This window comes from Curtobacterium sp. VKM Ac-2922 (assembly GCF_022815645.1).
Taxonomy (GTDB): Bacteria; Actinomycetota; Actinomycetes; order Actinomycetales; family Microbacteriaceae; genus Curtobacterium.
Genome location: NZ_JALGRO010000001.1, coordinates 313,807 through 327,453, shown reverse-complemented (window position 1 = coordinate 327,453; position 13,647 = coordinate 313,807). Strand labels below are relative to the sequence as shown.

Here is a 13,647-nt window from a genome sequence, read left to right as displayed (position 1 = left end):
TCTCGACCGAGGCGGCAACGGATTCCGTCGCCGGAGTTCCACGACACCGTGGACATGAGCACTGAAACTAGTGGTTCACGACGGTTTCCGCACCTGTCTGAGCGGATCTGGAGATCAGGAGCGTGCGCGCAGGAACGCGACCTGCCGCTCCCAGTGGCGGAACCCACCGCCCTCGTGCCCGTTGTACGGGTACACCTCGATCTGCTTGTCGGCCGAGCCCAGGGCGTTGTAGGCGGCGAAGGTGGTCCGCGGCGGCACCACCTCGTCCATGAGCGCGACCGAGAACAATGCGGGCGCCGTGATCCGGGCGGCGAAGTTCACGCCGTCCAGGTACGACGCCGTCGTCCACACCGTCTCGGCGGCGTCCCGGTGTACGGCCAGGTACCGGACCAGCTCCTGGTACGGGTCGCTCACCGCGACGTCGGCACCGTGCTCCCAGTCGCACAGGAACGCCACGTCCGGCAGCACCGCGACGATCGGCCCGACGTGCGCCTGCACCAGCGCGGCCGCGGCGATCGCGATCCCACCGCCCTGGCTGCCCCCGGTCAGTGCGATGCGCTCCGGGTCGACACCCGGCAGCGTCCGCACGGCGTCGACGAGCCGGACGGCGTCCGTGTACACGCGGCGGTAGAAGTGGTCCTGGGGGCGCTCGATGCCGCTCGTCATCCACCCGCCGATGTGCGGCCCGGCACCGTGCGGGTCCGGGGTGTCGCCCCCGCCCCATCCGCTGCCCTGGCCGCGGGTGTCCATGACGACGTGCACGTACCCGGCCAGTGCCCACGCGATCCGCTCGCCGGGTCGGCTGCGCCCGCCGTTGTACCCGAGGTACTCGACGACGACGGGCAACGGTTCTGACCCGGATCCGGCGGGGCGGGTGATCCAGGCGCGCACGGGGTCGGCGGCGAAACCCGGGAACGTCAGGTCCTCGATCACCAGTCCGGTGACCGGGGTGTCGGCCGGGGTGGTCTCGGGCCGGGCGCCGGTGCGGTCGGCATCGGCGCGTGCCTGGGCGATCGTGTCGGCCCAGAACGCGTCGAAGTCGTCCGGCACGCGGACGGTCGGTCGGTGGGTGCGGAGCTCTACGAGGGGCAGGTCGGTCAGCGGCATCGGTGTCCTCCGGGGACGATCATGCCCCCGGTGCCCGTGTGACGGGTACCGGGGGCACGGTGATCGGATGGGTCAGGACGCCGCGACGGCGTCCCGGTAGTGGGCCAGCACCTCGGGGTGCGGGTCCGCGGCGACGGTCGTCGTCTGCAGCAACCACGTCGGCAGGGTGCCGGTGAGTGCCCACGCTGCCTGTCGGGCAGCGCCGGCGGCGACGTACTCGCCCGGTTCGGGCAGGTGCACGTCGCGACCGAACACCTGCGCGGCGATCGTCCGCACGGCCTGGTTGCGTGCGGCACCGCCGATCAGCAGCAGGCGCTCCACGGTGACGCCGGCGTCCTCGACGGCAGCGAGTCCGTCGGCCAGTGCACAGAGCATGCCCTCGAACGCCGCTCGGGCCAGGTGGGCCCGGTCGGTCGTCGTCGGGGTCATCCCCAGCAGGGACGCGGTGGCGTCCGGGCGGTTCGGCGTGCGTTCCCCGACGAAGTACGGCACCAGGACGAGTCCGTCGGCACCGGCCGGCGCGCCCAGTGCGAGCTCGCCGAGCTCGCCGTGGTCGACGCCGAGCAGGCCACCGATCACCTCGAGCACGCGGGCCGCGTTGAGCGTCGTGACGATCGGGAGGCGCGCCCCCGTCGCGTCGGCGAAGCCCGCCACGGTCCCGCTCGGGTCCGCGAGCGCGGCGTCGGTCACGCCGAAGACCGTCCCGCTGGTCCCGAGGGACACCGCGACGTCGCCCGGGCCGAGGCCCAGGCCGAGCGCCGCGCCGGCGTTGTCGCCGGTGCCGGCGCCGACGACCAGGCCGTGGTGTGCGACCCCGCCCCCGGCGAGCGGCACGTCGGTGTCGAGCGTGGCCATCGGCTGGTCGGCGGCGACGACCCGGGGGACGACGACGCCGTCCGTGGCACCGTCACCCGCGACGCGCATCGGGCGACCGAGTGCCAGCGTGAACAGCTCCGGGTCGTACTCCCGACGAGCGGGGTCCCAGTACGCGGTGCCGCTGGCGTCCGACGCATCGGTCGCCAGGGCGTCGAGATCGGGGCCGAGCGGGCTGACGTCCGCGGGCCCGTGGCCGCGCAGCCGCCACGACAGCCAGTCGTGGGGGAGTGCGACCGCGGCCACGCGGTCGGCGTTCGCCGGCTCGGCGTCGCGGAGCCACCGCAGCTTGGTACCGGTGAACGAGGCCACCGGGACCAGTCCCGTGCGGGCGACCCATGCCTCCCGGCCGAGTTCGTCGACCATCTGCGCTGCCGCGTCGGCGCTGCGGACGTCGTTCCACAGCAGCGCGTCGCGGACCACGCGGCCCTCGGCGTCCAGGGCGACCATGCCGTGCTGCTGTCCGGCGATCGCCACGGCGGCGACGTCGTCCAGCCCGCCGGCGTCCGCGATCGCGGCGCCGAGCGCGGTCCACCAGTGCTCCGGGTCGACCGAGGTGCCGTCCGGGTGCGACGCGCGGCCCTCGCGGACGACGGCACCGGTGCGGGCGTCACGGATGGTGACCTTGCAGGACTGGGTCGAGGAGTCGACCCCGGCGACGAGCGTGCCGTCGCCTGGGTCGACCGCGCCCGGTCGGATGTCCGACATCAGTTCCGCGCGCCCATGAGGTGCTCGACGGCCAGCTGCTGCAGGCGGACGAAGCCGAAGCCCTTGGCGCCGAAGTAGGCGTCGGCGTCGAAGTCCTCGAACGCGCTGCGGTCGGCGAGCACGTCGTCGTAGGTCTCACCCGGGTTGAGCGTCGGGGTGCTCAGCTCGTCGACCTTGGACGCGGCGAGTGCGGCCTGCACCTCGGGGTCGGCGCGGAAGGCCTGCGCACGCTCCTTGAGCAGCAGGTACATGCGCATGTTCGCCGCGGCGGAGTCCCAGACGCCGGAGATGTCCTCGGTGCGGCTCGGCTTGTAGTCGAAGTGGCGGGGGCCGTCGTACGCGACACCGCCCTGGGGAGCACCGTGCTCGAGCAGGTCGACGAGCGAGAACGCGTTCTGCAGGTCGCCGTGACCGAACACCAGGTCCTGGTCGTACTTGATGCCGCGCTGGCCGTTCAGGTCGATGTGGAAGAGCTTGCCCTGGTACAGCGCCTGGGCGATGCCGGCCGTGAAGTTCAGGCCCGCCATCTGCTCGTGGCCGACCTCGGGGTTCACGCCGAACAGCTCCGGACGCTCGAGCGTGTCGATGAACGCGATCGCGTGGCCGAGGGTCGGCAGCAGGATGTCGCCGCGGGGCTCGTTCGGCTTCGGCTCGATCGCGAACCGGATGTCGTAGCCCTTGTCGGTGACGTACTGCGCGAGCAGGTCGACGGACTCCTTGTAGCGGGAGAGCGCGGCCTGCACGTCCTTGGCGGAGTCGTACTCGGCGCCCTCGCGGCCACCCCACATCACGAAGGTCTTCGCGCCGAGCTCGGCGGCCAGGTCGACGTTGCGCAGCACCTTGCGGAGCGCGAAGCGGCGGACCTGGCGGTCGTTCGAGGTGAAGCCGCCGTCCTTGAAGACCGGGGCGGAGAACAGGTTCGTCGTGACCATCGGCACGATGATGCCGGTCGACTCGAGCGCGCCCTTGAGGCGGTCGATCTGGGTCTGGCGCTCGGCGTCGGTCGAGCCGAACGCGAACAGGTCGTCGTCGTGGAAGGTCAGGCCGTAGGCGCCGAGCTCGTCGAGCTTCTCGACTGCCTCGACCACGTCGAGCTGGGGGCGGGTGGGTCCGCCGAAGGGGTCCGAGCCGTTGTAACCGATGGTCCAGAGACCGAAGGAGAACTTGTCTGCACGGGTGGGCGTCGCTGCCATGGTGGTCACCGTTCGTCGTCGAAACAAAATGTTGCCGCGCCCAACATAAGCGGTAGTGTTGACTCTGGCAAGGACGTGATCGCAAGGGAGCGAACGGATGGCACGCAGACCCCTCCGGGTGGCGATGATCGGGCACGGCTTCATGGGAGCCGCGCACTCACAGGCATGGCGGACGGCGCCCAGGTTCTTCGACCTCGACGCCGAACCCGAGATGACCGTGGTCGTCGGACGTGATCCCGACCGGACCGAAGCGGCTCGTGTGCAGTACGGCTGGCAGCGGGCATCGACCGACTGGCGGGCCGTCGTGGCCGACCCGGACATCGACGTCGTCGACGTGGTGTCGCCCGGGTCCTCGCACGTCGAGGTCGCCGTCGCCGCACTGCAGGCCGGCAAGCACGTGCTGTGCGAGAAGCCGCTCGCCAACACCGTGGCCGAGGCCGAGGCGATGGTCGACGCCGCCCGCGCAGCACGCGAACACGGTGTCCGCGCCATGGTCGGGTTCAGCTACCGTCGCGTGCCCGCCATCGCGTTCGCGCGCCAGCTGGTGCAGGACGGCAGGATCGGGACCGTCCGCCAGGTCCGCGCGCTGTACCTGCAGGACTGGCTGACCGACGAGGAGGGCCCGATGACGTGGCGCCTCGACAAGTCGCTCGCCGGCTCCGGATCGCTCGGCGACATCGGCGCGCACGCGATCGACATGGCCGAGTTCGTCACCGGCGCACAGCTCGCCAGCGTCTCCGGCACGCTCGAGACCTTCGTGCACGAACGCCCGCTGCTGGGCGAGGGCGTCGGGCTGTCCGGCACCGCGTCGAGCGAACGGGGCCAGGTCACGGTCGACGACGCCGCGTTCTTCCTCGGCCGGCTCAGCGGCGGCGCTGCCGACGGCGCGATCGGCACCTTCGAAGCCACCCGCTACGCCACCGGCCGGAAGAACGGGCTGACGCTCGAGGTCTCCGGCTCGACGGGCGCGATCCAGTTCGACCTCGAGTCGATGAACGAACTCCGCCTGTACGAGTCCGCCGCCCCCGCCGGCGAGCAGGGCTTCCGCCGCATCCTGGTCACCGAGCCCGAGCACCCCTACATGGCCGCGTGGTGGCCGACCGGGCACCTGATCGGGTACGAGCACACCTTCAGCCACCAGGTGAAGGACTTCGTCGACGCGATCACCGCCGGCACCGACCCGTCGCCGTCGTTCGAGGACGGCCTGCACGTGCAGCGCGTGCTCGACGCCGTCGAACGCAGCGCCGCCGACGGCAGCAGCTGGACGCCCACCACCACCGGATCGGATGCCGCATGAGCCCCCGGCGCCAAGCCCTCGTCGTCCGCGGCGGCTGGGACGGCCACCAGCCCGTCGAGACCACCGACGCGTTCCTGCCGTTCCTGCGGGACAACGGCTTCGACGTCCACGTGTCGGACTCCACCGCGGTCTACGCCGACGCGACCGTCATGGACTCCGTCGACCTGATCGTGCAGGTCGTCACGATGTCGACGATCGCCGACGACGAGTTCGCCGGACTGCAGCGTGCCGTGCTCGGCGGTGCCGGGCTGGCCGGCTGGCACGGCGGGATCGCGGACGCCTTCCGGAACACCGCCGACTACCTGCACATGGTCGGCGGACAGTTCGCCCACCACGCCGCCAGGCCGCCGGCAGAACGCACCGGCGAGCAGTCCGACAACTACATCCCGTACACGGTGCACATCACCGACCTCGGCCGGTCGCACCCGATCACCCAGGGGATCGAGGACTTCGACCTGCTCACCGAGCAGTACTGGGTGCTCAGCGACGAGTACAACGACGTGCTGGCCACCACCACGCAGGATGCCCGCGACTTCGACGCCTGGAACCGCCCGGTCACCGCACCCGCGATCTGGACCCGGCAGTGGGGACAGGGTCGCGTGTTCGTCTCGGCACCCGGGCACCGGCTCGAGGTCGTCGAGTCGCAACCGCTCCGCACCGTCATCGAACGGGGGCTCCTGTGGGCAGCCCGATGAGGGTCGGCATGGTCGGCGTCGGGAACATCAGTCGCCAGTACCTCGAGCACCTGCCGTCCCTGCCGAACCTGCGCCTGACCGCGGTCGCCGACCTGGACACCGAGCGCGCCGCAGCCGTGGCGACCGAGCAGGGCGTGCTGGCCCTCAGCGTCGACGCGCTGCTCGCGCACGACGAGGTCGACGTCGTCCTCAACCTGACGATCCCCGCAGCGCACGCCGACGTCGCCACCCGGGCGCTCGCCGCGGGCAAGCACGTCTACGGCGAGAAGCCCCTGGCGACCAGCACCGCCGAGGCCGCTCCCGTGCTCGAACACGCCCGTGCCGCCGGCCTGCGGGTCGGCAGCGCACCCGACACCGTGCTCGGCACCGGCATCCAGACCGCCCGAGCAGCGCTCGACGACGGCGCGATCGGCCAGCCCGTCGGTGCAGCGGTGTCCTGGAGTGCGCCCGGGCACGAGCTCTGGCACCCGGCGCCGGCGTTCTACTACCAGCCGGGCGGCGGACCGCTGCTGGACATGGGGCCGTACTACCTGACCAGCCTGGTGTCGTTCTTCGGTCCCGTCGTGCGGGTCAGCGGCAGTGCCACCCGGTCCGCCCGCCAGCGCACCGTCGTGACCGGCCCCGCTGCCGGCACCCCGATCCCGGTGGACATCGACACCCACGTGGTCGCGATCCTCGAACACCAGGACGGCGTCGTCTCGACGGTCACCGTGTCGTTCGAGGTCTGGGCCACCCGGTCGCCGCTGTTCGAGGTGTACGGCACCGCCGGCACCCTGGCCGTGCCCGACCCGAACACGTTCTCGGAGACCGCGGCCATCGCGACCGCCGACGACCGCACGTGGCACGACCTGCCGGTCCGCGCGGGGTACGCCGATGCGGGCCGCGGGTACGGGCTCGCCGACATGGCGCACGCCATCGACACCGACCGTCCCCACCGGGCGTCCGGGGAACTGGCGTACCACGTGCTCGAGGTGATGGAAGCGGTCGGCACCGCCGCTCGCGAGCACACGGTCGTGCCCGTGACCTCGCGGGTCGAGCGACCCGCGACGGTCCCGTTCGACGCACGACCCGACACCTGGTGACCCACGCGACGGAAGGAAGCACCATGACGGACGCACCACGAGCCTCCGGTCCGGCGACGACGCCGACCAGGCCCGTCACCCTGTTCACCGGCCAGTGGGCCGACCTGCCCTTCACCGAGGTGGCCCGACTCGCCGGCGAGTGGGGCTACGACGGGCTGGAGATCGCGTGCTGGGGTGACCACCTGGACGTCCGTCGTGCCGCGACGGACCCGGAGTACGTCGCCGACCGCAAGCGGATCCTGGCCGACAACGGCCTGCAGGTCTGGACCATCGCGAACCACCTGGTCGGACAGGCGGTGTGCGACGACCCGATCGACCAGCGGCACGAGGACATCGTCCCGCCGCACGTGTGGGGCGACGGCGACCCCGAGGGCGTCCGCCAGCGCGCCGCCGAAGAACTGCAGTGGACCGCCCGGGCTGCTGCCGCGATGGGGGTCGACACCGTGACCGGGTTCTCGGGCTCGTCGATCTGGAAGACCGTCGCGGGGTTCCCGCCGGTGCCGCCGTCGATGATCGACGCCGGGTACCAGGACTTCCACGACCGCTGGTCACCGATCCTCGACGTGTTCGAAGAGGTCGGGGTGCGCTTCGCGCTCGAGGTGCACCCGTCCGAGATCGCGTACGACTACTGGACCGCCAAGCGCACGCTCGAGGTCTTCGCCGACCGGCCGGCGTTCGGGTTCAACTTCGACCCGTCGCACTTCGTCTGGCAGGACCTCGACCCCGCCGCGTTCCTGCTCGACTTCGCCGACCGGGTGTACCACGTGCACTGCAAGGAGTCGGTCAAGCAGCTCGACGGCCGCAACGGACGACTGTCCTCGCACCTGCCGTGGGGCGACCCCCGGCGCGGGTGGGACTTCGTGACCGCCGGCCACGGCGACGTGCCGTGGGAGCGGGTGTTCCGCGTGCTGAACCACATCGGGTACGCCGGCCCGACCAGCGTCGAGTGGGAGGACGCCGGCATGGACCGGTTGGTCGGCGGGCCCGAGGCGCTGGCGTTCGTCCGGCGGCTCGGCACCATCGCGCCGCCCGAGGCCTCGTTCGACGCCGCGTTCTCGCGGTCGCGCTGAGCGGGATGGCGACGGCGACGGGTGGCGCAGGCGGCGCGCGCGGCGTGGGCGGCGCGGTTCCGCGCCGGAACACCGCGCGCGTACTCCGGCTCGTCCACCAGGAGGGCCCCGTCACCCGCGCCGAGGTCACCCGACGCACCGGCCTGAACCGCTCGACGACCCTGGCGCTCGTCGGCGAACTCGTGGCGCTCGGTCTGGTGCACGAGTCCGACGGCGGCGCACCCGGTGCGGCGGCTGCCACCGCGGCCGGGGGCCGTGTCGCCGTCGGCGCAACCGCGTCCAGCGCCAGCGCCGGTGCCGGTGTCGGCGTCGGTGTCGGGCGGCCGAGCCCCGTCGTCCGTGCGTCGTCCGACGTGGTCGCCGTCGCCGTCACGGTCGAGATCGACGCGGTCACGGTCGCACTCGTCGGACTCGACGGCACCATCCGGCACCGTGTGACGTCCCCGACGACATCGCGCCCCACAGCACCCCAGGCCGTGGCCGCCGTCGCCACGATGCTCGACGACCTGGCCGACGCCATGCGACCCTTCCGCACGGTCGGCATCGGTGTCGCGATCCCCGGCACGGTCCGCGTCGAGGACGGCCTGGTGCGCTATGCCCCGCACCTCGGCTGGCGCGACGAGCCATTCGCCGAGCCGCTCGCCGCCGCGACCGGCCGCCCGGTGCGCGTGGCGAACGACGCGAACCTCGGCGCCTTCGCCGAGCACCTGTACGGCAGCGGCCGAGGAGTCCGCGACCTCATCTACCTGAACGGTGGCGCATCCGGCATCGGTGGCGGCGTCATCAGCGCCGGCCGACCCCTGAGCGGCGCCGACGGGTACGCCGGCGAGCTCGGGCACACCTTCGTCGCTGACAACGGCATCCGGTGTCACTGCGGTGCCTTCGGGTGCCTGGAGACCGAGGCCTCGCGTGCCGACCTGGTCGCGGTCACCGGAGTTGCCGCGGACGACCTCCCCGCGTTGGGCCGGGCACTCGCCGCCGGCGGGCCCGAGGTGCAGGCGGTCGTCGACCGGCAGGTCGCGGCGCTCGCCACCGGACTGCGCAACGCGATCCACACCGTCAACCCCGAGGTCGTCGCGCTCGGCGGCTTCCTCGGCACCCTGCTCGGCCACGTCGGCGACCGGATCGTGGACGCCGTCCGCGCGCAGTCGATGGCCGCGATGGCCGACCGCGTCCGGATCGTCCCCACCGCGCTCGGCGCCGACGTGCTGCTGCGCGGCGCGGCCGAGATCGGCTTCCGCGACCTGCTCGACGACCCCACCCGATCCGTACTGCACCAGGAAGCGACCACACCATGAGCACCACCGCACCCGACTCCCAGCACGTCAGCACCCAGCGCGTCAGCGTCCTGCTCGGACAGGACGACCTGACCATCGAGGACCGCCCCGTCCCCGCCGTCGACCCGGGCGACGTGCTCGTGCAGGTCGCCGCCGTCGGCGTGTGCGGTTCGGACGTGCACTACTTCCGGCACGGCCGCATCGGGGACTTCGTCGTCGAGCAGCCGCTCGTCCTGGGGCACGAGCTGTCCGGCACCGTCGTGGCCGTCGGCGACGGCGTCGACCCGTCCCGCGTGGGGGAGCGCGTCGCCATCGAGCCGCAGCGCCCCTGCCACCGCTGCGCCCAGTGCCTGGCCGGCCGCTACAACCTCTGCCCGCACATGCGCTTCTACGCGACGCCGCCCGTCGACGGCGCGTTCGCCGAGTACGTCACGATCGAGGCCGAGTTCGCGCACACGCTGCCCGATGCGGTGTCGTTCGAGGCCGGTGCGCTGCTCGAACCGCTGTCGGTCGGCATCGCCGCGGTCCGCAAGGCCGGCATCGTCCCCGGCTCGTCGGTGCTCATCGCCGGGGCTGGCCCGATCGGCATCATCTGCGCGCAGGCAGCGCGGGCGTTCGGCGCGACCCGCATCGTCATCAGCGACCTGGTCGCCGAACGCCGCGAGCGTGCCCTGTCCTTCGGTGCGACCGAGGTCGTCGACCCCACCGTCGTCGACGTCACCGCGGACATCACCCCCGTCGACGCGTTCATCGACGCCAGCGGAGCACCCCGCGCGGTGTCGGACGGCATCAAGGCGGTCGGCCCCGCCGGCGCAGCGGTCCTGGTCGGGCTCGGCAACTCCGAGATGACCCTGCCGGTCGAGCACATCCAGAACCTCGAGGTCACCGTCACCGGCATCTTCCGGTACACGAACACGTGGCCGGTCGCGATCGAGCTCGTCGCGTCGGGGCAGGTCGACCTGGACTCGCTGGTCACCGGCCGCTTCGGACTGGACGACGTGCGGCAGGCGCTCGAGAGCGACACCGACCCCGAGTCGCTGAAGTCCGTCGTGTACCCGGGCGGCGTCCCCGCCTGACCCGCGCGCCGCGCGGCATCGCACCCCGCTGCACACATCGCGCCCCGTTCCGGCGGGGCGCGATGTGCGTGCAGGGGTGCGATGCGGCGGTCAGCGTGCCCCGGGGCGGACGGGAGGCTCGGTGCGGGTCCGGCACCGTGCCTGCCGTCCGGTGCGTGCCCCGGAACGGGGCCACCCCCGCGTCACCGGGACGCGCTACGGTTCGCGCATGACCGTCGCTCCGCCGCCGCAGCGCACCGATCGCCGCGCCCTCGTGTCCTGGGCGCTGTGGGACTGGGGCTCCGCGGCCTTCAACGCGGTCGTGACCACCTTCGTCTTCAGCACCTACCTGGCCAGCCGCGCCTTCGTCGACCCCGCGCTCGTCGCAGCCGAGGACACCTCCGCGGCCGCGAAGCAGGCCGTCGAACGGGAACTCGCGCACAACGCCGGGGTCGTCTCGACGGCACTGACCATCGCCGGCATCGTCGTCGCGCTGGTCGCCCCCGCGGTGGGTCGGCTCGCGGACTCGTCCGGACACCGTCGCCGCTCGGTGCTCGTCGCCACGATCGGCGTCGCCCTGTCGATCGGCGCGATGGTGTTCGTCGCCCCGAGCCAGCCGTTCCTGGTGCTGGGGGCAGCTCTGATCGGCATCGGGACCGTCGCGTACGAGATCGCCTGCGTCGGCTACAACGCGATGCTCGGGCAGGTGGCGGTCGGGCAGAAGACCGGCCGCGTGTCCGCGATCGGGTGGGCGGCGGGGTACTTCGGCGGCATCGTGCTGCTGGTCGTGCTGCTGGTGCTGTGCATCCAGGACTTCGGCGCCGGCGACACCGCGGGGTTGCTGAACCTGCCGGCCACCGTGGCGTCCGGGCAGTGGGACGTGCGGGTCGCGATCGGCATCGCCGCGATCTGGCTCGCCGTCAGCTCGATCCCGCTGTTCCTGGTCGTCCCCGAGGCACCGGCGGACCCCACGCGTCGCGGGTCCCTGTGGTCGGCCTACCGCGACCTCGGGCGGGACATCGCCCGGCTGTGGCGCGAGCGCCGGAACGTGCTGTCGTTCCTGGTCGCCAGTGCCGTGTTCCGCGACGGCGTCGGGGGCGTGTTCACGTTCGGCGGGATCATCGCCGCACAGGTCTTCGGCTTCAGCGCGTCCCAGGTCATCCTGTTCGCCATCGCCGCCAACATCGTCGCGGGCGTCGCGACCTTCGCCTCGGGCCGGCTCGACGACCGGTTCGGGTCCCGCGTGCTCATCATGGTCTCGCTCGTCGGACTGGCCGTGTGCGGTGCTGCGGTGTTCTTCGTCGGGTCGGCGCCGATCGGCTTCTGGGTGCTCGGGTTGGCGCTGTGCGCCTTCGTCGGGCCCGTGCAGTCGTCCTCGCGGGCGTACCTGAGCCGGCTGGCGACCCCGGGTCGCGAGGGTGAGCTGTTCGGCCTGTACGCCACGACCGGTCGCGCGGCGTCGTTCATCGCTCCCGCCATGTTCGGCATCGCGGTCACCCTCGGCGGGTCCACGCGCTTCGGCATCATCGGTGTCGTGGTGGTGCTCGTCGCGGGGCTGGTGCTGATGGCGTTCGTGCGGGACGAGGGCCGCGCGGCGCGCTGAGGTCCGGGCGGGCGGGTCTGCCGACCTGGAACGACACGTCCGCTGTCGTACGACGTCGCAGGTGTCGCGCGGCCGGTCGAGTGCCGCAGGTGCGACATGTGCGTTGTCGTACGACATCGGTGGTGTCGCGCGGGTGGTCGCCCGCCGTGGTTGCGGGGGTCCGCCGCGGCACCGCACGAGTCCGGCGTGCGTTGGTGCGCCGCTGTCGGGTGCGCCAGGATGGGGACATGACCGACCAGCGGATCGCCGTCGTCGTCCTCGCCGCCGGGCAGGGCACGCGCATGAAGTCCTCGACCCCGAAGGTGCTGCACCGGCTCGCCGGCCTGCCGCTCATCGCGCACGTGCTGCGGACGGCCGAGTCCCTCGAGCCCGCGCACATCGCCGTGGTGGTCCGCCACGAACGTGAGCGCGTCGCCGCCGAGGTCACCGAGCGGATGCCCGACGCCGTCGTCGTCGACCAGGACGAGGTCCCGGGCACCGGCCGCGCGGTCGAGGTCGCCGTCCAGGCCCTGCCCGCGGACTTCGACGGATCGGTCGTCGTGCTCTCCGGTGACGTCCCGCTCGTGGACCCGGCGTCCCTCCGTCGCCTGGTCCAGGCCCACACCACGGCGACGAACGCGGTCACCTTCCTCAGCGCGATCGCACCCGACCCGACCGGACTGGGCCGCATCCTGCGTGACGAGCACGGTGCGTTCGTGGGGGTCGTCGAGCACAAGGACGCCACCGACGAGCAGCGGACCATCACCGAGGCGAACGCGGGCATCTACGCCTTCGACGTGACCCACCTGCGTGCCGTGCTGCCGCAGCTGACGACCGCGAACGTGCAGGGCGAGAAGTACATCACCGACGCGCCGTCCCTCATCGCCGCACGCGGCGGGCGCATCGACGTGCTGCGCTTCGACGACCCGTGGCTGCTCGCCGGCATCAACGACCGCGCACAGCTCGCCGACGCCGCACGGGTGCTCAACGACCGCATCGTCCGGGCGCACCAGCTGGCGGGCGTGTCCGTGCAGGACCCGCGGTCGACGTGGATCGACCTCGACGTGACGATCGAGCCGGACGCCGAGATCCTCCCCGACACGCAGCTCATCGGGGCCACCGCCATCGCTGCGGGTGCCGTCGTCGGACCGGGGACGACCCTGCGCGACACCGAGGTCGGTGCCCGCGCCACGGTGAACCGCGTCGACGCCACGCTGGCGGTCATCGGCGACGACGCCTCGGTCGGGCCGTTCGCGTACCTGCGTCCGGGGACGGCGCTGGGCGACCACGGCAAGATCGGCACCTTCGTCGAGACCAAGAACGCCACGATCGGCCGCGGCAGCAAGGTGCCGCACCTGTCCTACATCGGCGACGCCGAGGTGGGCGAGGACTCGAACATCGGGGCGAACACCATCACCGCGAACTACGACGGTGTGCACAAGCACCGCACCGAGGTCGGCTCGCACGTCCGTACAGGCTCGCACAACGTCTTCGTCGCCCCCGTTAGGATTGGTGACGGGGCGTACACCGGTGCAGGCACGACGGTCCGCAAGGACGTGCCGGCCGGGTCGCTCGCGATCAGCTACGCCCCACAGCGCAACACCGACGACTGGGTCTCCGAACACCGACCCGGCACGCCGGCGGCCGAGGCGGCTCGGCGCGCGCACGGAGCATGACACCTTCTCGACGGCCACCGGTCGTCACACGG

General features: G+C 72.4%; 11 protein-coding genes. 8 read left to right on the top strand and 3 right to left on the bottom strand.

Annotation, left to right across the window (positions count from 1 at the left end; all coding sequences use genetic code 11):
- Positions 1-114 precede the first annotated feature (114 nt).
- The 3 genes from MT346_RS01505 to xylA all read right to left on the bottom strand — a co-directional run bounded on the left by MT346_RS01505 (position 115) and on the right by xylA (position 3,881).
- Positions 115-1,107: an acetylxylan esterase gene (locus MT346_RS01505; protein ID WP_243560998.1), complete on the bottom strand. Its 993-nt coding sequence runs from the start codon at positions 1,105-1,107 to the stop codon at positions 115-117.
- A gap of 72 nt (positions 1,108-1,179) precedes the next feature.
- On the bottom strand, positions 1,180-2,688 hold the full coding sequence (gene xylB / locus MT346_RS01500; RefSeq protein ID WP_243560997.1) for a xylulokinase: 1,509 nt from the start codon (positions 2,686-2,688) through the stop codon (positions 1,180-1,182).
- The gene (gene xylA / locus MT346_RS01495) at positions 2,688-3,881 is read right to left on the bottom strand and encodes a xylose isomerase (protein ID WP_243560996.1); all 1,194 of its coding nucleotides are present in this window, start codon (positions 3,879-3,881) and stop codon (positions 2,688-2,690) included. The genes xylB and xylA overlap by 1 nt, the downstream gene beginning before the upstream one ends.
- A 97-nt stretch (positions 3,882-3,978) precedes the next feature.
- Here xylA and MT346_RS01490 point away from each other — a divergent pair, with 97 nt between their 5' ends.
- The 8 genes from MT346_RS01490 to glmU all read left to right on the top strand — a co-directional run bounded on the left by MT346_RS01490 (position 3,979) and on the right by glmU (position 13,615).
- Entirely contained in the window at positions 3,979-5,178 is a 1,200-nt protein-coding gene (locus MT346_RS01490; RefSeq protein WP_243560995.1) for a Gfo/Idh/MocA family protein, read from the top strand.
- Complete coding sequence (locus MT346_RS01485) at positions 5,175-5,873, top strand: ThuA domain-containing protein (protein ID WP_243560994.1); 699 nt, start codon at positions 5,175-5,177, stop codon at positions 5,871-5,873. Before MT346_RS01490 ends, MT346_RS01485 begins: the two co-directional genes overlap by 4 nt.
- Positions 5,870-6,955, top strand: a complete 1,086-nt coding sequence (locus MT346_RS01480) for a Gfo/Idh/MocA family protein (RefSeq protein WP_243560993.1) — start codon at positions 5,870-5,872, stop codon at positions 6,953-6,955. Before MT346_RS01485 ends, MT346_RS01480 begins: the two co-directional genes overlap by 4 nt.
- A 23-nt stretch (positions 6,956-6,978) precedes the next feature.
- Entirely contained in the window at positions 6,979-8,025 is a 1,047-nt protein-coding gene (locus MT346_RS01475) for a sugar phosphate isomerase/epimerase (RefSeq protein ID WP_243560992.1), read from the top strand.
- A 5-nt stretch (positions 8,026-8,030) separates the two neighbouring features.
- Positions 8,031-9,323: an ROK family transcriptional regulator gene (locus MT346_RS01470; RefSeq protein WP_243560991.1), complete on the top strand. Its 1,293-nt coding sequence runs from the start codon at positions 8,031-8,033 to the stop codon at positions 9,321-9,323.
- The gene (locus tag MT346_RS01465) at positions 9,320-10,378 is read left to right on the top strand and encodes an NAD(P)-dependent alcohol dehydrogenase (protein WP_243560990.1); all 1,059 of its coding nucleotides are present in this window, start codon (positions 9,320-9,322) and stop codon (positions 10,376-10,378) included. The genes MT346_RS01470 and MT346_RS01465 overlap by 4 nt, the downstream gene beginning before the upstream one ends.
- A 208-nt stretch (positions 10,379-10,586) precedes the next feature.
- Positions 10,587-11,960 (top strand): MFS transporter, encoded by a 1,374-nt coding sequence (locus MT346_RS01460; RefSeq protein WP_243560989.1) that lies wholly within the window; start codon positions 10,587-10,589, stop codon positions 11,958-11,960.
- Between the two features lie 227 nt (positions 11,961-12,187).
- On the top strand, positions 12,188-13,615 hold the full coding sequence (glmU, locus tag MT346_RS01455) for a bifunctional UDP-N-acetylglucosamine diphosphorylase/glucosamine-1-phosphate N-acetyltransferase GlmU (protein WP_243560988.1): 1,428 nt from the start codon (positions 12,188-12,190) through the stop codon (positions 13,613-13,615).
- Positions 13,616-13,647 lie beyond the last annotated feature (32 nt).